The organism is Anaeromyxobacter dehalogenans 2CP-C (genome assembly GCF_000013385.1).
In the GTDB taxonomy this organism is placed as follows: Bacteria; Myxococcota; Myxococcia; order Myxococcales; family Anaeromyxobacteraceae; genus Anaeromyxobacter; species Anaeromyxobacter dehalogenans_B.
Window position 1 is genome coordinate 949,658 of the sequence record NC_007760.1, and the last position, 24,246, is coordinate 973,903.

Genomic DNA, 24,246 nt, shown 5'->3' on the forward strand with positions numbered 1-24,246 from the left:
CATGGGCAAGCCGACCGGATTCATCGAGTTCCCCCGCGAGCCGAAGCACGAGCGGCCGCCGCTGGAGCGCATCAAGGACTGGAGCGAGGCGCACCCGCCGTACCCGGAGGACACGCTCCGGCAGCAGGGCGCGCGGTGCATGGACTGCGGCATCCCGTTCTGCCACACCGGCAAGATCATCGCCGGCATGGCGGCCGGGTGCCCGGTGCAGAACCTCATCCCGGAGTGGAACGACCTCGTCTACCGCGGGCAGTGGGAGGAGGCGTACATCCGCCTCGCCAAGACCAACAACTTCCCCGAGTTCACCGGGCGCGTCTGCCCGGCGCCGTGCGAGGGGAGCTGCACGCTCGGCATCCACGAGCCGCCGGTCACCATCAAGACCATCGAGGCGGAGATCGTGGACCGGGCGTTCGCCGCCGGGCTGGTGCGGCCGCAGCCGCCGCCGGAGCGGACCGGTAAGCGGGTGGCGATCGTCGGCTCGGGGCCGGCCGGCCTGGCCGCCGCGCAGCAGCTCAACAAGGCGGGCCACGCGGTGACCGTGTTCGAGCGCGCCGACCGGGTCGGCGGGCTGCTCATGTACGGCATCCCGAACATGAAGCTCGACAAGGCGCTGGTGGAGCGGCGGGTGAAGCTCCTCGCCGACGAGGGGGTCCGCTTCGTCACCGAGACCGAGATCGGCCGGCACATCACGGCCGACCGGCTGGTGAAGGACTACGACGCGGTGGTGCTGGCCGGCGGCGCGACGCACGCGCGCGACCTGCCCATCGAGGGGCGCAGCCTGCAGGGCATCCACCTCGCCATGGAGTTCCTGCACGCGAACACGAAGTCGCTGCTCGACTCCAACCACGAGGACGGCCGCTACGTCTCGGCGAAGGGCAAGCACGTGGTGGTCATCGGCGGCGGCGACACCGGCACCGACTGCGTCGGCACCGCCGTCCGCCACGGGGCCCGCAGCGTGACCCAGCTCGAGATCATGGCGCGCCCGCCCGACCAGCGGCCCGGCGACAACCCGTGGCCGCAGTGGCCCCGGGTGCTGAAGACCGACTACGGGCAGGAGGAGGCGAAGGCGGTCTTCGGGCACGACCCGCGCCGCTTCTGCGCGCTCACCAAGCGCTTCATCGGCGACGCGCAGGGCAGGGTGAAGGAGCTGCACCTGGTGGAGGTGGAGTGGGTGAAGGGCCCCGACGGCCGCTCCGGCCCGAAGGAGATCCCGCACACCGACCGGATCGTCCCCGCCGACCTGGTGCTGCTGGCGCTCGGCTTCGTCGGCCCGGAGAAGCCGGTGCTGCAGCAGTTCGGCGTGAAGCTGGACGACCGGGGCAACGTGTGGACGGACGAGCACCGGATGACCAGCGTGCCCGGCGTGTTCGCCGCGGGCGACATGGCCCGCGGCCAGTCGCTGGTGGTGTGGGCCATCCGCGAGGGCCGCCAGGCCGCGCAGGCGGTGGACCGGTTCCTCTCGCACGGCGAGACGGTCCTGCCCCCCTGACACGGCGAGACCCCGCCCGCCCCGGGGACGCGCCCGGGGCGGGCGGGGCCACGCTCGCGCGACGCGGCTACCGCGTCGTCGATCCGCCCTGCACCTCGATGCGGATGGCCTGCGGCTGCCCGCCCTGCTCCGAGTAGGACGCCCGCACCTGCGCGCCCTCCTTCACGTCGGAGATCGAGGCGCGCTTCCCGTCCTTCATCACCGGCGTGTCGGCGCCGACCTTGAGCTTCAGCTCCTGCCCGCCCGCCTGGTCGCGCAGCACCAGCTCCTGGCTGCTCGCGCTGACCACCTGGCCGGTCGCGGTCTTCTGCTCGCCCGCCTGGGCGGTCGCGCCCGCGGTGCCGGCCGCGCTGCCGGTGCCCGTCGCGGCCTGAGCGGACTCGCGCCGCGCCTGCTCGGACTCGGCCGTCGCGGTCTGCGACTGCTGCTGGGCCGCCTGCTCGTGCTGCTGCGCCTCGCCGGTCTTCTGCCCGGCCTTCTGCTGCGCCTCCGCGAGCTTCTCCTGCGACTCGCGCACGTCCTTCTGCGCGTCGGCCGCCTCGTCGTGCCGCTCGGCGGCCTTCTTCGACTCGTCGGCGGCCTGCTCCTGGCTGCGCTCGGCCTGCCGCGACGCGGTGGCGCCCGGCGTCGAGCCCTGCTGCGAGCGATCACCCCTGTCCTGGCAGCCCGCGGTGACGAGCAGCGCCGCCGCCCCGAGGGCCAGGCCCAATCCGCGACTCACGTCCATGTCGTTCCCCTCCCGGCGCCGTTCACTGGGGCACCGGCGCTCAAGGTGGGAACGGCGGCCGGCGGACGCGAGGGCGGAGGGCCCGGGCGGGCGCCCGCGCACGCGCGCACCGTGCGCCGCGCGCGCGGGCCGGAGGGGCGGCGCTCCCTCCCTCGACTCCGCGCGGCCGGGGCCGCGCCACGCTCAGGGGGAGCGCCTCCGGTCGAAGGGTCAGGCGTGCACGCGCCGCGGGGGCATGAGGTGTCGCCAGCGGCTGCCCTCGTCGCGCGCCGCCCCGGGGCGCCGCGTGACGATCGGCAGGATGGCCGCCACCAGCAGCATCACCGCGATCACCGGCAGCGCGCCGGAGAACGAGCCGGTGAGGTCCTTCACCCGCGCCACGAAGATGGGGCCGACGATGCCGCCCACGCCCCAGGCCAGCAGGATCCACCCGTAGTTCACGCCCATGTACTTCGTGCCGAAGTAGTCGGCGGTGAACGAGGGCATGGTGCCGAAGCCGCCGCCGTAGTCGAGCAGGACGATCGCGAACAGGAGCGCGACCAGGGGCAGCGAGTGGACGCCGCCCACCGCGAAGAAGATGACCACCTGCGAGCCGTAGATGAGCAGGTAGGCGAGGTTGCGGCCGATGCGATCCGAGATCGCGCCCCAGAAGAAGCGGCCCAGGCCGTTGAACAGCGCGATGAACCCGTAGACCGCCAGCGCGCTCTCCGGCGAGGCGCCGGTGAGCTCGCGCATGATGGGCACCGCGTTCGAGATGAACAGGATGCCGGCGGTCACGTTCAGGAACAGCATCGCCCAGAGCGCCCAGAACTGCGGCGTGCGCAGCGCCTCGGAGGGCGGGTAGTCGCGCGCGACGCGCGCGGCGGGCGCGGCGACGGGCGCCGCCGACGGCGCGGTCCCGGGGGCCGGCGCGGCCACCGCCGCGGCCGGGTTGCGCATGGCGAGCGCGCAGACGCCGCCGACGACGGCGAACACCACCCCCGACCAGAGGAAGGTCTGCATCACCGCCGAGACCGCGCCCGGCGACATGGCCGCGGCGGCGTCGCCGCCGTGCCGCGCCGCGATCACCCGGCCGGCCTCGCGCGAGGCCTCGGCGAACGCGGGGACGTTCTTCAGCAGGTTGTTGTAGATGAACGCGCCCAGGCCGAAGCCCATCACCACCATGCCGGTGCCGAGGCCGCGCTTGTCCGGGAACCACTTCGTCACCGCCGCGACCGGCGTCACGTAGCCGAGGCCCAGGCCCAGGCCGCCGATCACGCCGTACGTGGCGTAGATCCAGGGCGCCCCGAAGCGCGCCGTCCCCAGCCCGGCGAGCACGTTCCCGAGGCCCCACAGCACGATGCCCGTGACCGCCACCGGCCGCGGGCCGGAGCGGTCCTGCCAGCGGCCGCCCAGGATCGCGCCCACGCCCAGGAAGAAGATCGAGAGCGCGAACGCCCAGGTGGTGGTGGTGCTGGACCAGCCGAACGCCGCGATGAGCGGCTGGGTGAACAGGCTCCACGAGTACACGGTGCCGAGGCACGCCATGGTGATCGTGCCGGCCACCGCGATGAACCAGCGGTTCGACGTCATGTCCTTCCCCCTCCCTCGGCCGGCGGCACCCCCGCGCCGCCGGCCCCCATCAGCCGCCCAGGCCGCGCATGGGCAGGAGCACCAGCCCCGCCCCGGCGTCCTCCATGTGGTGGCGGGGCGCCTTGCGCCAGAGCGCCCCGCGCACCGCCTCCGCCAGCGCCTCGTCCTCGGCGCCGCCGCGGATCATGTCCCGCAGGTTGACGCGGTCCTGGCCGCCCAGGCAAGCCTGGAACCCGCCGTCCGCCGCCACCCGGGCGCGGTTGCAGTCCTCGCAGAAGTTCTCGGTCATGGCGCCGATGAAGCCGACGAGCCCGGTGCGCCCGGCGGCGTCGCGCGCGCGCATGTGCCGCGCCGGCCCCCACCCCTTCCACCCGTCCGGCTCGAGCGCGAACCCCTGCGCCTCCAGCCCGGCGCGGACCTCGGCGAGCGGCACCGGCACGCCGCCGCCGAACGGCATCTGCTCGATGAACCGCGGGAGCGCGCCGCGGTCCCAGGCGTACCGCACCAGCGCGCCCAGCTCGTCCTCGTTCACGCCGCGCATCACCACGGTGTTGAGCTTCAGCGACCGGAAGCGGCCGGCCGCGGCGTCGATGCCGGCCAGGATCCGGTCCAGCCGCGCGCCCTTGCCGGACACGCCGCCGAGCCGCTCCGGCACCAGCGTGTCGAGCGACACGTTCACCGCGCCCAGCCCGGCCGCGCGGAGCGGCGCCACCAGCTCCTCGAGGCGGTGGCCGTTCGTGGTCAGCGCGACCTCCTCGATGCCCGCGGTGCCGGCGGCGTCCGCGACGATCTCCACCAGGTCCTTGCGGAGCGTGGGCTCGCCGCCGGTGAGGCGGACGCGCCGGACGCCCAGCCCCGCGAAGACGCGCACCAGCCGCGCGATCTCGGGGCGCTGCAGGAGCGCGTCGGGCGCCTCGTGCTCGGCGGGGGAGCAGTAGGTGCAACGGAAGTTGCACCGGTCGGTGAGCGACACGCGCAGGTAGCGGATGAGACGCCCCTGGGCGTCGGCCAGGGCCGGCCCCTTGCGCGGCGCCGCGGGCGCGGTTTCACGGAGCTGCTCCATGCTCGGCGGTCTCCTTGCCCGTCGGATCGATGCCGGGAGGGGACGGCATGCGGGTGCGGGCCCCTTCCTTCCTAGCCAGCTCCGCCGCCCCGCGCCCGGCGCGCTGCATCTCGAAGGTCGCGTGCGGGTCCCGGGCGGAGGTCCGTCCCGCGGCCACCACCCCGAACCTCAGCGCCAGCGTGCCAAGCAGGGCCAGCGCGCCCGACGCAGCGTGTCGTCGCCGCCACGCCCGCTCCGGCAGGAGGTCCACGACCGCCGAGGCGAGCAGCAGGCCGCGGGCGGTGCGCAGCAGGAACCCGCCCCGGCCGCGCCGGAGCGCCCGCTCGACCCGCGGCACCGCCCCGGCCTCGCGGTGCAGCGCGCGAGAGAGGGCCAGCTCGGCGCCCTTCGCCACCAGGCCGAACCGGTGCGCCATCTCCCCGCCCGGCCCCGGGGTGCGCCACAGGTCGAACAGGCCGCCCGCGCTCACCGCCCCCGAGAACGCGAACAGCACCGGCAGCGTGTTGCGGGTGGCCTGCCAGACCGGCACCGCGGTGTTGGCGAGGAGCACGCCGGTGTAGCCCACGAGCGGCAGCCCGAGCACCGCCGCGCCCGCGGCGGCCACGCCCGCGGAGCGCTCGAGCGCGCGCGGCCCCGCGACGAGCGCGGGGAGGGCGGCCGCGCCGGAGAGCGCGCCGAAGCCCGTCAGCACCCAGGTCCCCATGTTCATGGGCGAGGTGGGCCGGAACACGCGCAGCATGTTGAGGAAGCGCGCCGGACGGCCGAGGTCGCGGACGAGCAGCACCGCGCTCGCGGCGGCGCCGCCCGCCGCGACCAGGCGGCAGCGGCGCACCAGCGTCGCCGTGCCCTCGCCACCGGCGATCGACGCGGCGGCGCCCAGCACCGCCGACGCCCCGGCCAGCCCGCCCACGAAGAAGTACGCCGGGATCTCCCAGCGCCACACCGGCTCCTTCAGCACCGGCTGGCCGTAGTAGCTCGGCCCCTCCGGCGCCGCGAGCGCGTCGGCGGGCGGCTCGTCCCAGGCGCGCTCCGCCGGCCGGCCCCGGCCGGCCGCGGCCCCGTCCATCGCGCGCACGCGCTGCGCGGAGCCCTCGCCCAGGAGCTCGCCCAGCCGAGGGTCCACGTTGCGCCCGTCTCGCGGGCGCGCCGACTCGCGGGTGGGATCCGTGCGGATCTCGCGCATCACGCCCTCCTCGCCGAGAGCACCGCCCCGAGCGCCAGCGCCGCCAGCGACAGGACCCCCGTCGCCATGGCGCGCCAGCTCGCCACGATCTTCGCGGTCGGCACCACGGGGTCCGGCGGCAGCCCGTACACCTCGGGCCGGTCGCACAGCAGGAAGAACGCGTGCAGCCCCTCGGTGCCGGGCTGGCTCGCCGCGCTCTCGCCGTACAGGCGCGCGCCGGCGACGCCGCGGGCGCGGAGCTGCTCGACCCGGCCGCGGGCGCGCTCGCGCAGGTCCTCGAGCGCGCCGAACTGGATCGACGCGGTCGGGCACGCCTTGGCGCAGGCCGGCACCATGCCGCCCTCGAGCCGGTCGTAGCAGAGCGTGCACTTCCAGGCGCGCCCGTCGTCCTCGCGCCGGTCCACCACGCCGAACGGGCAGGCCGACACGCAGTAGCCGCAGCCGTTGCACACGTCCGGCTGGATGTAGACCGAGCCGAACTCGGTCCGCAGGATCGCGCCGGTGGGGCACGCCTCCAGGCACCCGGCGCGCTCGCAGTGCTTGCAGACGTCGCTCATCATCAGCCAGGAGAACTTCCCGAGCGCCTGCTGCGAGGGCCCGAGCGCGGCCGGCACGTCGGCGAGGTGGGTGGGCGCGACGTCGTGGAGCAGCGACGTCGGGGCGGGCTGGCCGAGCGGCCGGAGCTCCGCGAACGCGCCCGCGCCGGCCTCGATCCCGTCGCGCGGGCTGCCCTGGCCCGGCAGCGGCTCCGTCCGCTCGACGAACGCCACGTGGCGCCAGGTGGACGCGCCCAGCGTGCCGGTGTTGTCGTAGCTCATCCCGGTGAGCGAGAACCCGTCGTCGGGGAGCTGGTTCCACTGCTTGCACGCGACCTCGCAGGCCTTGCAGCCGATGCAGAGCGTCGTGTCGGTGAAGAACCCCATCTCCTGCACGGGACGCCTCCTTGCGGCGATCAGCGGGGCTCGGGCGGCTCGACCGGTGGACTGCGCTTGTTCGTGTGCAGGCCGGGCAGGTCGCGCGGCGCGTGGATCCGCGGCTCGGGCTCGCGCAGCGCGACGCCGTCGGTGACGGAGCGGCGGCCGCGCGCGTGGCGGCCGGCGCGGATGTCGCCGGTGAACGCCTTCGACTCCTGGATGCTGACGTTGGGATCCGCCACGAAGCCGATGAGCTCGTTCGCCGGATCGCCGGTGACCCGGCCCACGAAGCTCCAGTGGTAGGGCAGGCCGATGGTGTGGACGGTCCGGCCGCCCTTCACCCGGAGCGGGCGCATGCGGTCGGTGACCAGGACCCGGCACTCGATCTCGCCGCGGGCGGTGGTGATGGTGGCCCAGCCGCCGTTGCGGAGCCCGCGCGCTGCGGCCAGCTCGCGGGAGACCTCGCAGAACATCTCGGGCTGCAGCTCGGACAGCCACGAGAGCCAGCGGCTCATCCCGCCCGCGGTGTGGTGCTCGGTGAGCCGGTAGGTGGTGAGCACGAACGGGAAGCGCGGGTCGCCCCAGGCGGCGTGGTACGGGTTGTCCCGCCGGTGCCACTCCATCCGCGCCGGGTTGCACTGCTGCGGGTAGAGCGGGTTCTCGAGGACCGACTCCTCCGGCTCGTAGTGCGTCGGGAACGGGCCGTCGAGGAGGCCGGACGGCGCGAACAGCCAGCCCTTCCCGTCGGCCTGCATGATGAACGCGTCGTCGCCGGCGATGGCCGCGGTGCCGCGGGCCCCGGGCGGCGGGCGGTAGGAGGGCGGTCGGTCCTTCACGAAGTCCGGCACGTCGTAGCCGGTCCACTGCCGCTTCTCCTCGTCCCACCAGACGTAGCGCTTCCGCTCCGACCACGGCCGGCCCTCGGGATCGGCCGAGGTGCGGTTGTAGAGGATGCGGCGGTTGGCGGGCCAGGCCCAGCCCCAGTCCGGCGCCACCCAGTGCTGCTCGCGCTCGGGCCGGCGGCGCGCGGTCTGGTTCACCCCGTCCCGGAAGCAGCCGGAGTAGATCCAGCAGCCGCAGGCGGTGGAGCCGTCGTCCTTCAGCTCGGCGAAGCCGGGCACCGGCATGCCGTCCGCCACGGTGAACCCGTTCACCTCGCGCAGCACCGCCTCGGCGTCGGGGTCCTCCTGCGGGCCGCGGGTGGGGTAGTCCCAGGTCAGCGCCTGGATCGCGCGATCCTTCGGGTCGGTGGACCCGGCGTAGAGCGCCTTCAGGCGCTTGCCGAGGTGGTAGGTGAAGTGCAGCTCGCTGCGGCAGTCGCCGCGTGGCTCGACCGCCCGGTGGTGCCACTGCAGCATGCGCTGCGTGTTGGTGAAGGAGCCGTCCTTCTCGGTGTGCGTGGCGGCCGGGAAGAAGAACACCTCGGTGCGGATCTCCTCCGTCCGGACCTCGCCGCGGGCGATCTCCGGGGCGGTGCGCCAGAACTCCGCGGTCTCGGTGAGCGTGAAGTCGCGCACCACCAGCCAGTCGAGCTCGCGCAGGCCCTTGCGGTGCAGCGCGCCGTGCATCGAGCCGACGGTGGGGTTCTCGCCCATCACGAAGTAGCCCTTCAGCTTCCCGTCGGCCATCTCGGACACGGTCACCATGTGCGAGTGGTTCCCGGTCAGGCGCGGCAGCAGGTCGAACAGGAAGTCGTTCTCCGGGGTGGCGGCGGTGCCGAACCAGGCCTTGCAGAGCGAGACCACGTACTTGCGGAACTCGCTCCACCAGTGCGTGGCCGAGGCGTTGTTGTTCACGTACTGGTCCAGGCCGCGGTTCGGCAGCGACGCGTGCGGCATGGGCAGGTAGCCGGGCAGGATGTCGAACAGCGTCGGGATGTCGGTGGAGCCCTGGATCGACGCGTGGCCGCGCAGCGCCATGATCCCGCCGCCGGGCCGGCCGATGTTGCCGAGCAGCAGCTGCAGGATGGCCGCGGTGCGGATGTACTGCACGCCCACGGTGTGCTGCGTCCAGCCGACCGCGTAGCAGAACGCGCCGGTGCGCTCGCGCCCGGAGTTCCGGCCCAGCGTCTCGGCCACCTTCAGGAACAGCGCCCGCGGGATCCCGCAGGTCTCCTCGACCATCTCCGGCGTGTAGCGGGCGAAGTGCTTCTTCAGCAGCTGGAACACGCAGCGCGGGTGCTGGAGCGTCGGGTCGGTCTCGCGCTCCAGCATCTTGGTGCCGCGCAGGTCGCCGCGGCCGGCGCCCTCCTCGCCGTACACGAGCTTGTGCCCCGCCGCCGGGACGATGCCGTCCACGCCCTGGTACTTCCAGGTCTCCCACGAGTAGCTGTTCGACTGCGCGTCGAAGCCGCTGAAGAAGCCCTCCAGCTCCTCGGTGTCGCGGAAGCCCTCGTCGATGACGGTGCTCGCGTTGGTGTACGCGCGCACGTACTCCTCGAACCACAGGTCATGCTCGAGCACGTGGTGGATGATCCCGCCCAGGAACGCGATGTCGCTGCCCGGGCGGATGGGCACGTGCAGGTCGGACACCGCGCTGGTCCGGGTGAAGCGGGGATCCACGTGGATGATCGTGGCGCCCCGGTTCTTCGCCTCCATCACCCAGCGGAACGCCACCGGGTGGCACTCGGCCATGTTCGAGCCCTGCACGACGATCCAGTCGGAGTTCTGCAGGTCGCCGGGGAAGGTGGTGGCGCCGCCGCGGCCGAACGAGATCCCCAGACCGGGGACCGTGGAGCTGTGTCAGATCCGCGCCTGGTTCTCCACCTGCACCACGCCGAGGGCGGTGAAGAGCTTCTTGAGGAGGTAGTTCTCCTCGTTGTCGAGCGTGGCGCCGCCGAGGTGCGCGATGCCGAGCGTGCGCCGCACCTGATCGCCGTGGTGCTCGGCGCCCTCCTCCTCGACCCGCTCCTGCCAGGTCTCGTCGCGCGCCTTCTTCACCCGCTGCGCGACCATCTCCATCGCCTGCTCGAGCGGCAGGGTCTCCCAGGACGTGCCGCCGGGCCGGCGGTAGAGCACCTGCTCAAGCCGGTGCGCGCCGGTCACGAGCTGGAACGTGGCCGCGCCCTTCGGGCAGAGGCAGCCCTGCGAGACGGGGGAGTCGGGATCGCCCTCGATGTCGATGATCTTCTCGTCCTTCACGTAGACGAGCTGCCCGCAGCCGACCGCGCAGTAGGGGCAGATCGACCGCGCCACGCGGTCCGCCGACGCGGTGCGGGGCGCGAGCGAGCGGGTGCGCGGGGACGCGGCGGTCGAGCCCAGGCCCGACGGATCGCGGTGGCGGAGCTGGCGGAGCACGGGCCAGTCCGAGAGGACGGGGAGCTTCGGCATCGCAGGGATCTCCTGCGCTGAAGCTCCGTCTCGCCCGGTGTGGCGGCAACCGACCCGCGCCGCCGCGGCTCAGGGCCCGGTCAGCCCGAGGCGCTCGCCGTTCGCGTAGACGTTCATGCGCTCGCCGCGCACGAAGCCGCAGAGCGTCACGCCGGCCGCGCGGGCCAGGTCCACCGCCAGGCTCGACGGCGCCGACACGCTCGCCACCACCGGCACGCCGGCCGCCGCCGCCTTCTGCACGATCTCGAAGCCGGCGCGCCCGCTCACCGCGAGCAGCGCCGGCGCGCTCGCGGCCGCGGCGCGCGGGCCGACGCGCCCGGCCCGCAGCGCGGCGCCGACCACCTTGTCCACCGCGTTGTGCCGCCCCACGTCCTCGGCGGACGCGACGGGCGCCCCGTCGCGCCCCACCAGCACCGCTGCGTGCAGGCCGCCGGTGCGCTCGAACACCGGCTGGCTGCGCGCCAGCGTCTCCATGCCCGCCGCCACCAGCGCCGTCGGCACCGGCTCGCCCGCCGGCAGCGGGCGGAGCCGCTCCATGAGGTGGTCGATGGACAGCCGGCCGCACACGCCGCAGGCGGCGCTCACCGGGATGAAGCGGCGGCCCTCGAGGACGCGCTCGGGGTCGATCCGCATCCCGGCGGCCGACCGCACGTCCATCACGTTGCCGTAGCCCTCCTCGCCCGGCCGGCCGCAGTGGATGACCGTGCCCACGTCCTCGACGCCCGCGATGATGCCCTCGGCGAACAGGAAGCCGAGCGCCAGGTCGCCGTCCGCGCCCGGCGTCCGCATGGTGGTCGCGAGCCGCTCGCCGTCCACCCGGATCTCGAGGGGCTCCTCGACCGCGAGGGCGTCGCGCACCGCGCCGCCGTTCCGCAGCACCGTCCGCTCCGCCACGGCGCCCGCCGGCGCGGCGGCGCGCTTGAGGGAGGTTTCCATGGCGGGAAGGTAACGGAGCGGCCGCCCACGGGGGCGGGAAAAGAAGAGAGGTGGGGCGCGCGCCGGGCGGTCCGGTCGCGCGCCCCGGGAGCTGCCGCCGTGACCCGGCAGCTCGCGGGCGAAGCTAATCGAGCCGTCCGGCGGACGCAGCGGTCCGGACGGGACGTTTCGGGTCCGTCACATCCGTCCTCCTGACCGCTCGGTGAGCCGTGCTGCTCCGCAGCGCAGGCGTCGCCGCGCGCCGGCGCAAGCCGTGCGCGCCGGCCGGCATCGTGCGCCCGTCGGAGAGCCCGCTTAAGCTAGACCGCTTGCGCGCGATCCCTGCCAGCCCGGCGCCCGATCTCGAGGGCGAGACGCTCCCCGCGGCGGCGCGCGCCATCGTGGCGGAGGAGGAGGCGCTCCTCGCGACGGTGCAGCGGGCGCTCGCGGCCCGGCTCGCGCCGGCGCGCGCCGAGGGCGACCTGGTCGGGCGCCTGCGCGACCTGCGCGACGAGGCGCTGGAGGCGACGCCCAAGGACCTGCCCACGGTCTTCCAGGAGATGGGCCTGCTGCGCGCGGTGATGGAGCGCGTCCGCCCGGACCAGCTCCCCGACCCGGCGGCGCCGTACTTCGCGCACCTGCGCGTGCACGAGGGCGGCGAGCGGCGCGACTACTTCCTCGGCCGCCACACGTTCGTGGACCGGCCCGCCGGCGTGCGCGTGGTGGACTGGCGCTTCGCGCCGGTGGCCGGGATCTTCTACCGCTACCGAGAGGGCGAGGAGTTCGAGGAGGCGTTCCCGGGCCGGGTCGCCACCGGCACGGTCGAGGCGCGGCGGGTGGTGGTGGTGGAGCGCGGGGTGCTGACGCGGATCGCGGCCGGCCCGCTCACGCTGGTGCGCGAGGGCGGCCGCTGGCGCGCGCTGGCGGCCGAGGCGGCGGCGCTCGGCGGCGGGGCGGGGTCGGCGGCGCGCGCCGGCGCGCTCGGCACCGGCGCCGGGGCGGCGGGCCGGGCCGGCCCGGCGGACATCACCGCGCTGCTCGATCCGGACCAGTACGAGGCGGTGGCGGCGCCGGCGGACCGGCCCCTGCTCGTGCTCGGCTCGGCCGGCAGCGGCAAGACCACCGTGGCGCTGCACCGCCTCGCCCGCATCGCGTTCGAGGACCCGCGGCGCTTCCCGGCCTCGCGGCTGCAGGTGGTGGTGCCGGAGCTCGGGCTGGCCCGGCTCGCGGCGCGCCTGCTCGCGCCGCTCGGCCTGGAGAAGGCGCCGGTCCGCACGCTCGAGTCCTGGTCGCGCGGCGCGTTCCAGAGCGTGTTCGGCGCCCCGCCGCCGCGGCTGTTCCCGGAGACGCCGCCGCTGGTGGCGCGCCTGAAGCGCCACCCGGCGCTGTACGAGCTGCTGCGCCGGCGGCCGCACCTCGCCCGCGAGCGGCCGGCGCTGGCGCGGCTGCGCCGCGAGCTCGGCGACCTGTTCGTCGATCGCGGGTTCCTGGAGGCGGTGGTGAAGGCGGCCGCGGGGACGCTGCCGGCGACGGCGATCGACGAGACGCTCCGCCACACGCGGCTGCAGCTCTCCTCGTCCACCGAGGACCTGCTGGCGGGCGTGGACCCGGAGCGGCTCCAGACGCTGGACGGCAAGGCGGTGGACGAGGACACGCCCGAGGCCGCCGCCGGCACCCTCGACGTCGAGGACCTGCCCATCCTGCTGTTCCTCGCGGCGCTCCGGGCGGGCGCGCCGGCGCGCAAGGCGGCGCACCTGGTGGTGGACGAGGCGGAGGACGTGACGCTGTTCGAGCTGCACGTGCTAGGGCGGCACCTCGCCGGCACCAGCGTCACGCTCGCGGGCGACGAGAGCCAGCAGACCTTCGCGTCCTACGCCGGCTGGCCGCAGGCGCTCGCGGCGCTGGGCGCGCCGGCGGCCGCCACGGTGCGCCTGGCGACGACCTACCGCTGCCCGGAGCCGATCGCCGAGGTGGCCCACGCCGTCCTCGGGCCGATCGCCCCGCCGGAGCGGCCGCGCGCCGGCCGGCGCGGCGCGCCGGTGTCGCGCTTCGACTTCCCCACCGAGGCGCACGCCCACCTGTTCCTGGCGGGCGCGCTGCGCGACCTGGTGGAGCGGGAGCCGGGCGCGTCGGCGGCGGTGGTGTGCAGCGGGCCCGAGGTCGCGCGGAGCCTGCACCGGCTGCTGGCCGACATGCCGGAGGCGCGGCTCGCGCTCGACGGCGCGTTCACGTTCCGTCCAGGGGTGGACATCACCGACGTGGACGGGGTGAAGGGGCTCGAGTTCGACTACGTGGTCGTGCCGGACGCCACCGCCCGCGCCTACCCCGAGACCGACGAGGCGCGCCGCCGGCTCCACGTGGCGGTGACCCGGGCCGCCCACCAGCTCTGGATCGCCGCGCCCGGGACGCCGTCCCCGCTGCTGCGCGGCCTGCCGCGCGGCTGACCGTCCGCGCCCCGGTCCCGGAAGGGGCTGCGGGCGTCGAACGGGTAAGCGACCGTTCAGCAGCCGGACTAGATTCGGGGCACCGAGCATCCGAATCCGGCTGGCGCGGCGGGCCGAGGCCCCGGCGCTCATGACCGACAGTGAACCGTCCACGCGGGCGCGGCGCGTCCGCCACCACCAGGAGACCGACATGGCCCAGGTCACGCTGAAGGGCAACCCCATCCACACGAACGGCGAGCTCCCCGCCGTCGGCGCCAAGGCGCCGGACTTCACGCTCACCACCGGCGACCTGAAGGACGTCACGCTGGCCGAGTGGAAGGGCAAGCGGAAGATCCTGAACATCGTCCCCAGCCTCGACACCGCGGTGTGCGCGACCTCCACGCGCAAGTTCAACGAGAACGCGGGCAAGCTCGCGAACACCGTGGTGCTGGTCGTCTCCGCCGACCTGCCGTTCGCGCAGAAGCGCTTCTGCACCACCGAGGGGCTGCAGAACGTGGTCCCGCTCTCGCTGATCCGCGGGAAGCACATGGCGAAGGACTACGGCGTGCTGCTCCAGGACGGCCCGCTGGCCGGCCTCACCGCGCGCGCGGTGGTGGTGCTCGACGAGGCCGACAAGGTCGTCTACCGGCAGCTCGTCCCGGAGATCGGGCAGGAGCCCGACTACGACGCCGCGCTCGCCGCGGCGAAGCAGTAGCCCGACGGATCAGGGGGTTCTCCTCGCCCCGCTCGCCCGCGCTCCAGCGGGTGGGCGGGGTTTCGTCGTCTCCGGGCGTGGGCGAGGTCCCCCCGGCGGCGTGCGGCAGCCTGCTGCGCCCGGACCGGTCACCACGCCAGGTCCGTTGTGGGCCTCCTGCGCGGGATGTGACCGTTCGACCTCCAGGTCTCGGGGGAGGCATGGCCCGCTCGCGGCCGCGCGCGGGAGATCACCCACGGTGAGAGAAGGAGCGGGGCATGAATCGCATCCTGCGGTTGGGAGCGTGTGCGTTCCTGATGCTGTCCCTGGGCGGGCCGCGCGCGAGCGCGTCGTCCTGGATCGACGAGGAGCCCGCCGCGGTGCCGGGCGCGGGCGAGCTCCTGCGCCAGGACGACCGTCCGTTCCCGGCCGGCGAGCGGCAGCGCGAGCTCCGGGCGGCCGCGCTCGAGGCGAGGCTCGCGGGCAAGGCGCCGGGCCGGACCGTGCAGGTCGCGCGCGGGCAGTACGTCGAGCTGCAGCGCGAGGGCGAGGACGCGGTCTGGACCGTGCTGGGCGAGTTCGCCGACCTCCTGCACAACCAGATCCCCGAGCCGGATCGCGCCGTGGACAACACGACCAGCTGGTCGCCGGACTTCGACCGGCAGCACTACCTCGACCTGCTGTTCGACGACGCCGCGGGCGCGAACTCGCTCCGCAACTTCTACGTCGAGCAGTCCTCGAACCGGTACACGGTGCACGGCGACGTGACCGAGTGGATCCCGGTCCCGGGCGACGCCGCGACGTACGACGACGACCTGGAGAGCCCGCTCGGCGGCAACGCGGTCTGGTACTTCCTGAAGGACGCGGTGAACGGCTGGTACGCCGCCCAGCTCGCCGCCGGGAGGACGCCGGCGGAGCTCGACGCGTACCTCGCCTCGTACGACCTCCGCGACCGCTACGACTACGACGGCGACGGGAACTTCGACGAGCCGGACGGCTACGTGGACACGGTCCAGTTCGTCCACGCGGGCGAGGGCAACGAGGCGGGCGGCGGGGTCCTCGGCGACGCCGCCATCTGGAGCCACAGCTGGTACGCGTTCTACCAGGACGTGGGCGTCACCGGCCCGGCGTTCAACCCGTACGGCGGCATCCGCATCGGCGAGAGCAGCTACTGGATCGGCAAGTACACCATCCAGCCGGAGAACGGGCAGGTCGGCGTGTTCGCGCACGAGTTCGGCCACGACCTCGGGCTGCCCGACCTCTACGACACCTCCGGCGGCGACAACGGCACCGGCTTCTGGACGCTGATGTCGTCGGGGAGCTGGCTCGGCGACGGCACCGTGGACATCGGGTCGAAGTCCAGCCACATGGGCGCCTGGGAGAAGTTCCAGCTCGGCTGGCTCGACTACCAGGTGGCGCGCGCCGGCACGCGCTCCGTCCACCGGCTCGGTCCGATGGAGGCGACCACGAAGCAGGCGCAGGGGCTGTTCGTGATCCTGCCGAAGAAGGAGGTCGTCACGGTCATCGGCACGCCGTACGCCGGCTCGAGCTTCTACTACAGCGGCGCGGGCGACGGCCTCGACCAGTGGATGTACCGCGCCATGACGTTGCCCGCCGGCGCCACGCTGTCCGCGAAGGTCCGCTACGACATCGAGCTCGACTGGGACTACGCGTACCTCGTGGCGTCCACCGACGGCGGCGCGACCTGGGCCCCGCTCCAGACCAACCGCTCCACCTCCACGAACCCGAACGGCCAGAACTTCGGCGCCGGCATCACCGGCAGCAGCGGCGGCGCCTGGGTGGACCTCACCGCCGACCTCCCCGCGGGCGACGTGGTGATCGGCTTCCGGTACTGGACGGACGCGAACACCGGCGGCTTCGGGCTCATGCTCGACGAGCTCGCCATCACCGGCCAGCCGCTCGACGGCGCCGAGGCCGCGGCAGGCTGGACGCTCGACGGCTTCCGCGTCTCGACCGGCACCGAGACCACCCGGTACAACCACTACTACGTCGCGGAGTACCGGCAGTACCGCGGCTACGACGCCACGCTGCGGACCGGACCGTACTACTTCGGCTACACGAACGACCCCGGGCTGCAGGACTACGTCGATCACTTCCCGTACCAGGACGGGCTGCTCGTCAACTACTGGGACACCTCGCAGCGGAACAACCAGACCCGCCTGCACCCGGGGAAGGGGCTGCTCCTGCCCATCGACGCCCACTACGCGACGCTGTACCGGGTGGACGGCGGCCGCTGGAGCAACCGCATCCAGACCTACGACTCGACGTTCTCGGTCGAGCCCACCGACGCGATCCCCAACCTCCACCGGAACGGCGTGCTGTCGCCGATCCCGAGCCTGCCGGGCGCGCCGGTGTTCGACGATCGCATCCAGTACTACGACCCGACCAACCCGCAGGGCAGCGTGATGAACCCGAACACCGGGACGCAGCTCCGGATCCTCGGCATCACCGGGACGCTGGGCGGCTTCATGCAGCTCGAGGTGCGGCCGGCGAGGTGAGCGCGGCGGGGGGGGTGGGCGGGGGCGCGGGCCCCGCTCACCCCTCCTCCTGCATCGCCTGGAGCCGCTCCTGGGCGGCCTCCCACTCGGCGTAGCGCGTCTCCAGCTCCGCCTTCGCCGCCGCCTGCCGCTCGATGAGCGGCTTCGCGCGCGCGAAGTCCTGGTAGAGCGCCGGGTCGGCGAGCTGGGCGGTGGTCTCCCTCTCCTCCCGCTCCAGCTCGGCGATCCGCGCCTCGAGGCGGGCGATCTCGTCCCGCACCGGCTTCTCGCGGCGGGCGCGCGCGTTGCGCGCCTCGGCCTCGGCGCGCCGCCGCTCCTTCTCGCTCACCGGCGCGGCGGCCCGCGCGGCGTCGCCGGCCGCGCCGCGGGCCGTCCCGGGCGCGTCGGCCTCGCCGGCCGCCTCGAGCTGCCGCTGGTGGTACAGCCAGTCGTCGAGGTTGCCGGGGCAGGGGACGATCCCGCCGTCCTTCACCTCCCAGATCACCGTGGCGAGCTGGTTCAGGAAGCTCCGGTTGTGCGAGACGAACAGGAGCGTCCCGTCGTACCCCTTCAGCGCGTCGATGAGCGCCTCGGAGGAGTCGAGGTCGAGGTGGTTGGTGGGCTCGTCGAGCACCAGCAGGTTCGCCGGCACGAGCAGGAGCTTCGCGAGCGCCACCCGCGCCCGCTCGCCGCCGGAGAGCACGCCGACCTTCTTCTCCACGTCGTCGCCGGAGAACAGGAACGACCCGGCCACGCTGCGGACGTACGCCTCGCCGCGGTCGGGGACGAGGTCCCAGAGCGTGTCGAGCACGGTGCGATCCGGGTCCAGCGTGCCGAAGGTGCGCATCGCGCCGGCCGCGTCCTCCGGGTGCTCGGGCCGCTCGAAGTGGTGCTGCGCGTAGTAGCCGGCGAGCACGCCGTGGCCGAGCTTCACCTCGCCGCCGTCCGGCGCGAGCTCGCCCGCCACCAGCTTCAGCAGCGTGGACTTGCCCGCGCCGTTCGGCCCGATCACGCCCACCCGCTCGCCGCGCTGGATGGCCGCGTCCAGCGAGCGGTAGACCACGCGCTGCCCGAACGCCTTGCGCACGCCCTCGAGCCGCAGCACCTCGCGCCCGGAGCGCGGCGCCTCGGCGAACCGGAAGCGGAGCGTGGCGCGGTGCTCGAGGACCTGCACGTCCTCCATCTTCTCGAGCAGCTTCTCCTTCGACTTCGCCTGCCGCGCCTTGGTGGCCTTCGCGCCGAAGCGCTCGATGAAGGCCTCGAGCTGGGCGCGCTTCGCCTCCTGCCGCTCCGCCTGCGCGAGCAGCCGCTCCTCCTCCTCGGCGCGCAGCCGGCGGTAGTCGTCGTGGTTCCCGGCGTAGGCGCGCAGCCCCTCCGGCTCGAGCGCCAGCACCCGGTCGATCTGCCGGTTCAGGAAGTCGCGGTCGTGCGAGATGAGCACCACCGCCTTGCGCGTGCCGCGCAGGAACGCGTCGAACCAGGTGAGCGTCGGCACGTCGAGGTGGTTGGTGGGCTCGTCGAGCAGGAGCAGGTCGGGGGCCTGGAGCAGCAGCCCGGCCAGCGCCGCGCGCATCTTCCAGCCGCCGGAGAACGTGCGGGCGGGCCGGTCGAGGTCGCCGGGCTGGAAGCCCAGGCCCCCCAGGATCCGCTCGGCCCGGCGCCGGCCGTAGTGCTCCTCGAAGTGGTCCAGCTCCTCGTGCAGCTCGGCGAGCGCCTGCGACTGCTCCAGCTGCTCCCCGGGCGTGCCCGCCGCGGCGAGCGCCGCCTCGGTCGCGGCCAGCCGGTCCTCCAGCGCCGCGCGCCCGGGGACGGTCGCGAGCACCGCGTCCACCAGCGGCAGGTCCGCCAGCTCCGACACGTCCTGCGGCAGGTAGCCCACCCGCGCGCCGCGGCGGAACACCAGCTCGCCGTCGTCGGGCGAGACCTGGCCGGCGAGGATGCGGAGCAGCGAGGACTTGCCGGTGCCGTTCGCGCCGACCAGCCCGATGCGATCGTGCGGCCCGATGGAGAAGGCGGCGCGGTCGAACAGGACCTTCGGGCCGTACGCGAGCGACAGCCGGCTGGCGGAGACGAGGCTCACGGGGGCGAGGAAGTAGCCCGAAGCCGCCGCCGGGACAAGCCCGCCGGGCCCGGCGCCCGCCCTACTTCTCCCGCATGTACGGGTACTCGAAGCGGACCGCGGGGTCGAACGTCTCCTTGATCGCGCGGATCGAGACCCAGCGGTACAGGTTCGCGATGCTCCCGGCCTTGTCGTTGGTGCCCGACGCGCGCGCCCCGCCGAACGGCTGCTGGCCCACCACCGCGCCGGTGGGCTTGTCGTTCACGTAGAAGTTGCCGGCGGCGTCGGCGAGGCGGCGGGTGAGGTCGGCGACCGCCTCGCGGTCGCGCGCGAAGATCGCGCCGGTGAGCCCGTACGGCGAGGTGGTGGAGCAGAGCTCGAGCGCCTCGTCGAGGCGGATGTCCGCGTAGACGTACACGGTCAGCACCGGCCCGAAGATCTCCTCCTCCATGAGCTTGAAGTGCGGGTTCACCGTCTCGATGACGGTGGGCTCGATGAAGAAGCCCTTCGAGTCGTCGCAGCCGCCGCCGGCCAGGATCTTGGCCTGGGAGGACGAGCGGGCCACGCCGATGTGCTTGCGGATGGAGTCGAACGCGCCGCGGTCGATCACCGCGCCCATGAACGTGGTGAAGTCCTCCACCTCGCCCATCTTGAGCTCGGCCACCATGCCCAGCAGGCGCTCGCGGAGCTGCGGCCAGAGGCTCTCCGGCACGTAGGCGCGCGAGGCGGCCGAGCACTTCTGGCCCTGGTACTCGAACGCGCCGCGGACGAGCGCGGTGGCGGCCGCGTCCACGTCGGCGGAGGGGTGCACGAACACGAAGTCCTTGCCGCCGGTCTCGCCCACGATGCGCGGGTAGCCGTGGTAGCGCGGCAGGTTCTCGCCGATGGTGCGCCACATCTGCTGGAACACGCCGGTCGAGCCGGTGAAGTGCAGGCCGGCGAGGTCGGCGCTGGCGAGCGCGGGGTCGCCCACCGCGCGCCCGGGCCCGGGGACGAAGTTGATCACCCCCGGCGGCAGCCCGGCCGCCTCCAGCAGCTTCATCACGTGCCAGGCCGAGTAGATCGCGCTCGAGGCCGGCTTCCACACCACGGTGTTGCCCATGAGCGCGGGGGCGGTGGGCAGGTTCGCCGCGATGGAGGTGAAGTTGAACGGCGTGACCGCGAAGACGAAGCCCTCGAGGGCGCGGTACTCGGTGCGGTTCCACTGGCCCGGCGGCGACACCGGCTGGTCGTGGTGGATCCGCTCCATGAAGTGCGGGTTCCAGCGCCAGAAGTCGATGATCTCGCAGGCGGCGTCGATCTCGGCCTGGTACGGCGTCTTCGACTGGCCCAGCATGGTGGCGGCGTTCAGCGTCTGCCGCCACGGGCCGGCCAGCAGGTCGGCGGCCTTGAGCAGCACCGCGGCCCGGTCGTGCGGCGGCATGGCCGACCACGTCTTGCGCGCCTGCAGCGCCGCCTCGATGGCGGCCTGGACCTCGGCGGGCCCGGCCTGGTGGAAGCGCGCCAGGCGCTGGCCGTGGCGGTGCGGCACCCGCACCTCGGCGATGCGGCCGGTGCGCACCTCGCGCCCGCCGATGACCAGCGGGATCTCGAGCTCGCGCGAGGACAGCTCGGTGAGCCGCGCCTTCAGCGCGGCGCGCTCGGGCGCGCCGGGCGCGTAGGAGAGGACCGGCTCGTTGCGGGGATCGGGGATGCGGAAAGCGCCGTTCGACATCGGTGCCACCCTCCTAGGGCCGTTCGGGCGCGCGCAACATAACCCCTCGCGGTGAATCCTGCCCAGGTCGCGGCAGGGGCGCTCGACCGGAGCCCCGCCGCGGGCCGGCGCGGACGCCGGAGATCAGGCGCCGGGGTCGGGGCACATGGGCGGGCCCCGGAACGCGACCGGCGCGGGCGCGGCCGCGCCGTCGCCGCCGGGGCGTGGCGCGTCGCGCGCGTCCAGCGCCCGCGCGCGGGGGCCCCAGTGCAGGCCCACCGAGGTCCCGGTGGTCATCGTGGCGAGCTGGATCGGCAGCATCGCCCAGTACGCGGGCGCGGCGAGGTAGCCCACCAGCAGCGCCGCGGCGTGCCCCACCAGCGAGAGCGCGAACGCCTTCCACGCGCTCCCCGCCGTCGGGCCGTCGCGCCCGAGCAGCCCGCCCAGCACCGCGCCGAGCGGCGGCACGAACAGCGTGACCGCCGCGAGCCCGTAGGCCGCCCGGCGGAAGTTCCCCACCGAGGCGGAGACCGTGCCGCTCGTGAAGAGCTTGAACGTGCCGTACGCGGCGACGACGACGGCGGCGTCCCCGAGGAGCAGCCCTGCGCCGGAGCCGGCCAGCTCGCCCGCGCCGAACGGGCCGCGATCGAGGACGCGGACGCCGCCCGGGAACGTCTCGGGCGCGGGGGGCCGGAGGTCCGGCACGCGCAGCTCGCCGGCGGGCTGCGCGGCGAGGAGCACGGCGGCGAGCGCGAGGGTGGGCGCCATCACCGGCACGATGCGGCGCGCGCGCGCCCGGCGGCGCCTCCGGCGGGGAGGGAAGTTGGGGCACGCGCGCGCGCCCGCGGGGCGGACGCCGCCAGCCCTACCGCTCGCCCGCCTCCTCGTCCCCCCCGGCGAGCCCGTACTTGCGGAGCTTGTCGTGCAGGGTGACCCGCGACATGCCCAGCCGCCGCGCCGCCTCGCTGCGGTTCCCGTGCGCGGCGCGCAGCGCGTCCACGATGAGCCCGCGCTCGTACGCCTCCACGCGCTGCTTCAGCGGGAGCGGCGCGCTCTCGGCCGCCGGCGCCTCGGGCGAGCCGGCGGCCGGCTCGCCGGGCAGGAGCGAGAGGTCGAGGCCGTCGGGCGGCGAGAGCGCCACCAGCCCCTCGATCGCGTTCTCCAGCTCGCGCACGTTCCCGGGCCAGCGGTGCGCGGCCAGCCGGTCGAACAGCGCCGGGGGGACGTGCAGCGGCGACGCGCCGAACCGGTCGGCGAAGCGCTCCAGGAAGTGGCGCGCCAGCACCGGGATGTCCTCGGGCCGATCGCGGAGCGGCGGGATGGAGAGGTGGACCACGTCGAGCCGGTAGTAGAGGTCCTCGCGGAAGCGGCCGGCGCGCACCAGCTCCTGCAGGTCGCGGTGGGTGGCGGCGATCACGCGCACGTCCACCGTGCGGGCCTTCTCGTCGCCCACCGGCCGGACCTCGCCCTCCTGCAGCACGCGCAGCAGCTTCCCCTGCGCCGGCGCGGCCAGCTCGCCCACCTCGTCGAGCAGGATGGTCCCGCCGTCGGCCTCGCCGAACAGGCCCGGGCGCGAGCGCACCGCCCCGGTGAACGCGCCCTTCACGTGCCCGAACAGCTCGGCCTCGGCCAGCTCCGGCGAGAGCGCGGCGCAGTTGAACCGGACGAACGGCCCGCCGGCGCGGCGCGAGGCGCGCACGATGGCCTCGGCCACGCGCTCCTTGCCGGTGCCGCTCTCGCCGGTGATGAGCACGGTGACGTCGCGCGGCGCCACCCGGCCCACCAGCACCGCGAGGCGGCGCATGGCCTCGGAGGAGAAGACCATGGAGCGCGCCAGGGCCAGCTCGCCGGCCAGCCGCTCGTTCTCGTCGGCGAGCCGCACCGCCTCGACCGCGCGGCGCACCACCGCCAGCAGCTCCTCGGTCTCGAACGGCTTCTTGAAGTAGTCGTAGGCGCCCGCCTTCACCGCCTCGACCGCCTGGCGCTCCGAGCCGTGCGCGGTGATCACCACCACGCGCGTGGCCGGGTGGCCGGCGGTGATCCTGCGGAGCAGCGCCATGCCGTCCAGGCGCGGCATGCGCAGGTCGGTGAGCACGAGCGGGAACGGCTGCGCGCCGAGCTTCTCCAGCGCCGCCTCGCCGTCGGCGGCCTCCTCCACCTCCAGCCCCTCCGACGCGAGGATCTCGCGCAGCGTGTAGCGGACGCCGGGGTCGTCGTCCACCACCAGCACCCGCGCCCCGCCGCGCCGCTCCGGCTGCTCGCTCATGCCGCCGCTCCCGTCCCCGCGCCGGCGGGGGTCGCGGGCAGGGTGAGCTCGGCCACCATCCCCCCGCCCGCGCGGGGGGAGAGGACCAGGTCGCCGCCGTGCTGCCGCGCCAGCGACCGGGCGATGGTGAGCCCCAGCCCCGAGCCGCTCGCCTTGGTGGTGAAGCCGGGGGAGAACGCGGCGTCGCGCACCGCGGGGTCGAGCCCCGGGCCGCGGTCCTGCACCCGGATCAGCGCCCCGCCGCCCGGGCCGGGCGCCGCCTCCAGCTCCACCGCGGCGCCGGCCGGGCTCGCGTCGAGCGCGTTCTGCACCAGGTTCACCAGGATCTGCTTCACCTTCCGCGGATCGCAGCGCGCGCGCACGGCGGCGCCGCGCGCCTCCACCGCCACGCCGCGCTCGCGCGCCAGGCCCTCGTGCAGCGCCGCGACCTCGCGCGCCAGCGCCGCCACGTCGCAGTCCTCCAGCACGAGCGGCACGAGCGGCCGGGAGAAGTTCAGGAAGCCGTCCAGGATGGCCTGCATCCGGCCCACCTCCTGGCGGAGCACCGCGAGCCGCTCGGTGGGCTTGCCCGGGCCGACCCCCTGCGCCAGCAGGCCGGCCAGCCCCTTCACGCTCGCGAGCGGGTTCTTCAGCTCGTGCGCGATCTCGCCGGAGAGCGCGGTCATCTCCTCGGCCCGCTCGGCGTACGCGCGCAGCGAGTCCTGCTGCGCCGCGAGCGCGCGCCGGAGGATGGCCTCGAACACCTTGCGGCCGGCCCGCCCGGCGAACGCGATCGACACGAGCACGACGGTGAGGAAGCCGGCGTGCAGGCAGAGCCCCACCGGCGGCGGCCGCCGCGCCGCGCCGCCGAGCAGCTCCAGCTCTAGCGGGGCCGCGCCGGTGGCGACCAGCGCGGCGAACGTCCAGACGGCCAGGACCTGGAAGGCGGTGAGCCAGGCGGACACCGGCGGGCGCACGAAGACGTTCACGATGACCGCGAGCAGCACCGCCACGTAGATGAACGGGCTGGAGAGCCCGCCGGTGGCGGCGGTGAGGATCATCTGCCCGACCACCGCGGCCACGAGGTTGATCCGCACCTGGCCGGGCGCGAGCCCGCCGCGGCGCCGGAAGCGGACGTACTCGACGGTGAAGAACGCGGCGATCGTCACCAGGATCGCGGCGAGCAGCGCCCGCCGCCACGGCGTCGGATCCACCCACGCCATCCAGGCGCCGGCGGCCAGCACCAGCGGGACCAGCAGCAGGCGCGCGCCGACGAGCTGCCCGAACAGCCGGGACAGCTCCTCGCGCTGGATCTGGTCGTGTCCGGGCGGTGGCATCTGCTCGATCCGGGGGGGGGCGGGGCGGCTCGCCGCGACCACCATACGACGGGCGGCGTTCCTGCGCACGGGCGGCGCACGGACGCGCATGCAGGAAGTCGAGCG

At 74.7% G+C, this 24,246-nt stretch carries 16 protein-coding genes; 4 read left to right on the forward strand and 12 right to left on the reverse strand.

The window, feature by feature from the left end; translation table 11 throughout:
- The first annotated feature begins 1 nt into the window (after position 1).
- Positions 2-1,489 (forward strand): glutamate synthase subunit beta, encoded by a 1,488-nt coding sequence (locus tag ADEH_RS04190; RefSeq protein ID WP_011419876.1) that lies wholly within the window; start codon positions 2-4, stop codon positions 1,487-1,489.
- A gap of 67 nt (positions 1,490-1,556) precedes the next feature.
- On the opposite strand, the gene ADEH_RS04195 is transcribed toward ADEH_RS04190, so the two are convergent.
- The 7 genes from ADEH_RS04195 to fdhD form a co-directional block, all read right to left on the reverse strand.
- Positions 1,557-2,216 carry a hypothetical protein gene (locus tag ADEH_RS04195; RefSeq protein WP_011419877.1) on the reverse strand — a complete coding sequence of 220 codons (660 nt, stop codon included), beginning with the start codon at positions 2,214-2,216 and terminating at the stop codon, positions 1,557-1,559.
- Between the two features lie 210 nt (positions 2,217-2,426).
- Positions 2,427-3,788 (reverse strand): OFA family MFS transporter, encoded by a 1,362-nt coding sequence (locus ADEH_RS04200; RefSeq protein ID WP_011419878.1) that lies wholly within the window; start codon positions 3,786-3,788, stop codon positions 2,427-2,429.
- 49 nt (positions 3,789-3,837) lie between these two features.
- Entirely contained in the window at positions 3,838-4,851 is a 1,014-nt protein-coding gene (gene moaA / locus ADEH_RS04205) for a GTP 3',8-cyclase MoaA (protein WP_011419879.1), read from the reverse strand.
- Entirely contained in the window at positions 4,835-6,034 is a 1,200-nt protein-coding gene (nrfD, locus tag ADEH_RS04210; RefSeq protein ID WP_011419880.1) for an NrfD/PsrC family molybdoenzyme membrane anchor subunit, read from the reverse strand. Before nrfD ends, moaA begins: the two co-directional genes overlap by 17 nt.
- Positions 6,034-6,966, reverse strand: a complete 933-nt coding sequence (locus ADEH_RS04215; protein ID WP_011419881.1) for a 4Fe-4S dicluster domain-containing protein — start codon at positions 6,964-6,966, stop codon at positions 6,034-6,036. The genes nrfD and ADEH_RS04215 overlap by 1 nt, the downstream gene beginning before the upstream one ends.
- Positions 6,967-6,986: 20 nt before the next feature.
- A complete protein-coding gene (gene fdh, locus ADEH_RS04220) occupies positions 6,987-10,277 on the reverse strand; it encodes a formate dehydrogenase (RefSeq protein ID WP_081436896.1) in 3,291 nt (1,096 codons plus the stop codon).
- A gap of 69 nt (positions 10,278-10,346) precedes the next feature.
- On the reverse strand, positions 10,347-11,213 hold the full coding sequence (fdhD, locus tag ADEH_RS04230; protein WP_011419884.1) for a formate dehydrogenase accessory sulfurtransferase FdhD: 867 nt from the start codon (positions 11,211-11,213) through the stop codon (positions 10,347-10,349).
- Between the two features lie 308 nt (positions 11,214-11,521).
- On the opposite strand from fdhD, the gene ADEH_RS04235 reads away from it, so the two are divergent.
- The 3 genes from ADEH_RS04235 (at position 11,522) to ADEH_RS04245 (ending at position 16,828) form a co-directional block, all read left to right on the forward strand.
- On the forward strand, positions 11,522-13,636 hold the full coding sequence (locus ADEH_RS04235) for an ATP-binding domain-containing protein (RefSeq protein ID WP_041453312.1): 2,115 nt from the start codon (positions 11,522-11,524) through the stop codon (positions 13,634-13,636).
- A 190-nt stretch (positions 13,637-13,826) separates the two neighbouring features.
- Positions 13,827-14,330 carry a thiol peroxidase gene (gene tpx / locus ADEH_RS04240; protein ID WP_041453313.1) on the forward strand — a complete coding sequence of 168 codons (504 nt, stop codon included), beginning with the start codon at positions 13,827-13,829 and terminating at the stop codon, positions 14,328-14,330.
- A gap of 257 nt (positions 14,331-14,587) precedes the next feature.
- Complete coding sequence (locus ADEH_RS04245) at positions 14,588-16,828, forward strand: immune inhibitor A domain-containing protein (protein WP_011419887.1); 2,241 nt, start codon at positions 14,588-14,590, stop codon at positions 16,826-16,828.
- 37 nt (positions 16,829-16,865) lie between these two features.
- Here ADEH_RS04245 and ADEH_RS04250 read toward each other — a convergent pair whose 3' ends face one another.
- The 5 genes from ADEH_RS04250 to ADEH_RS04270 form a co-directional block, all read right to left on the reverse strand.
- Complete coding sequence (locus tag ADEH_RS04250) at positions 16,866-18,887, reverse strand: ABC-F family ATP-binding cassette domain-containing protein (protein ID WP_011419888.1); 2,022 nt, start codon at positions 18,885-18,887, stop codon at positions 16,866-16,868.
- Between the two features lie 61 nt (positions 18,888-18,948).
- A complete protein-coding gene (gene pruA, locus ADEH_RS04255) occupies positions 18,949-20,580 on the reverse strand; it encodes an L-glutamate gamma-semialdehyde dehydrogenase (protein WP_011419889.1) in 1,632 nt (543 codons plus the stop codon).
- Positions 20,581-20,703: 123 nt separating this feature from the next.
- A complete protein-coding gene (locus ADEH_RS04260) occupies positions 20,704-21,327 on the reverse strand; it encodes a hypothetical protein (protein WP_011419890.1) in 624 nt (207 codons plus the stop codon).
- A gap of 97 nt (positions 21,328-21,424) precedes the next feature.
- Positions 21,425-22,825, reverse strand: coding sequence for a sigma-54-dependent transcriptional regulator (locus tag ADEH_RS04265; protein ID WP_011419891.1), 1,401 nt, complete (start codon positions 22,823-22,825; stop codon positions 21,425-21,427).
- Positions 22,822-24,141, reverse strand: a complete 1,320-nt coding sequence (locus ADEH_RS04270) for a sensor histidine kinase (protein WP_011419892.1) — start codon at positions 24,139-24,141, stop codon at positions 22,822-22,824. Before ADEH_RS04270 ends, ADEH_RS04265 begins: the two co-directional genes overlap by 4 nt.
- Positions 24,142-24,246: the final 105 nt, after the last annotated feature.